The sequence below is a fragment of the Burkholderia sp. CpTa8-5 genome, assembly GCF_017815045.1.
GTDB lineage: Bacteria > Pseudomonadota > Gammaproteobacteria > Burkholderiales > Burkholderiaceae > Burkholderia > Burkholderia sola.
Map to the genome: position 1 here is coordinate 1 of NZ_JAGIQD010000067.1, position 1,727 is coordinate 1,727.

A 1,727-nucleotide genomic window follows, 5' to 3' on the forward strand; every position below is an offset into this window, starting at 1 on the left:
TGTCGTAGCCATTTCAAGATGTCGGGGCGCCAGCCAGATAGAAATGTCGCGTTTTCAGGGGTTCAGGATTTGTTTCTCATGTTCAGGGGTTCAGGATTTGTTTCTCATGAGCTGCAGATCACGCAGTGTCGAAGAGCTGGTCCTGAACGGGCAGGGTGCTTACGCTTGCGTCGCTGCGCCTCGCAGACCGACGGCCAGGTTTGCGCGCGGGCTCTTGCGCCTGTCTGCGTTCGGAGAGATCCACGATCACTTTCTCTACATCGGCCTGCGTGATTTCACGCTGCTTCTTTTTATCCGGCCGGGAGGTGTTGCGATTCGTCTTGGATGAGTCGCCCCGATTCGTTCGGGATGGAGCCTTACCGATTCGACTGTTATCGCGCTGCGCCTGGATCGTCTGCGCAACCTGGAGCACGTGACTCAGGCGCTTGTGTTCGACAACAGCAGCTTGATCGATCTCGGCCAGCCGGTCGTACTGTCTGCAGGGCAACATGCGACCCTCTGTTCGGAGTTCGATGCGCCCGTCCGGGTACTCCCACACCTCGATCGTTCGACCGATCAGCTTCCGATTCTCCGGCGTATCGTCCAGCAAATACATCACTCGGTCGTACTGCACCGTGAGCGATTTCGTCACTTTCCGCGGCTCGCGCCACGTCATCACCAAGTCGAGATTCTCGTCGGCGCGCAGCGATCGGTGTGCATTGAAGTCGCTCTTCGGCGGCTTTGCGAAGCGTGTGTTGTAGGCGGCCATGAAGGAGGGCGCGTAAGCGTTGGCGTCGGCCACCGTGTTGATCCCACGCAGCCGCATCTCCTTGACCAAGCGATCCTGCAACGTCAGATGTGCTCGCTCGACTCGCCCCTTGGCCGGACTGCTGTTTGCGCAAAACGTATCGATGTTCAGCTCGTACATCGCGCGGCCAAAGTGCGTCACCCGATTGCCAGTCTTGCCCGGCGTTGTATTGCGGAACACGCTGTACTTGTCGCTATAGAACGCCCCCGGTTTGCCATGGCACTCGATATACGCTCGCGTCGCCTCGAAGTAGCTGAAGGTCGATTCGGTCTGCGTGAAGTGCAGCATCATCAACCGGCTCGTTGCATCGTCGACGTATACCAGCAGCGTGCAGGCCGGCGCCCGTTCCTCGAACCACCGATGGTCGCTGCCATCGATCTGGATCAGTTCACCCAGGCACGCCCGCCGTGCTCGTGGCTGATAGACCTTCGGCGGTCGTTGCCGGCGTGGCACCCACAAACCAGCTTCCGTCATCAGCCGCCGTACCGTTTCCTTGGCGAGCTGGATGCCGTGGCATTCCCGAAGCTTCTCGCACGCTAGTGTCGGCCCGAAATCGGCGTAGCGATCCCGGATGATCGTCAGGGCCCGCTGGGCCAACTCCGCATCCAGCCGCCGGTTGCCAGGACCGCCACGCTTGCGCGAGGTCAGGCCCACCGCGCCAGACTCCCGGTATCGAATCACCAGCCGCTCGATCTGCCGGACCGTCAGGCCCAGGCGTTCGGCCGCGCGGCCAGGCTTCACGCCCAAATCCACTACAGCCTGGATTACCTTCAGACGGTCGAGTTCTCTCATGTTCAATGTCACCAGTGCTGTTCGGTGCATCGCCGGCTCCATGATCTGACGGGGAGCCGGCAAGCTTACCGAGGTCCAAACGCGACATTTCTAAATGGCTAGAACACGACATTTCTAAAAAGCTACTACAACAAAAAATGTCGATAAT

1 protein-coding gene is annotated in these 1,727 nt (G+C 59.5%); it reads right to left on the minus strand.

Going from position 1 to position 1,727, the window contains the following annotated elements; genetic code table 11:
• Positions 1-118: 118 nt before the first annotated feature.
• The gene (locus J8I35_RS34330; protein WP_209929386.1) at positions 119-1,609 is read right to left on the minus strand and encodes an ISNCY family transposase; all 1,491 of its coding nucleotides are present in this window, start codon (positions 1,607-1,609) and stop codon (positions 119-121) included.
• Positions 1,610-1,727: the final 118 nt, after the last annotated feature.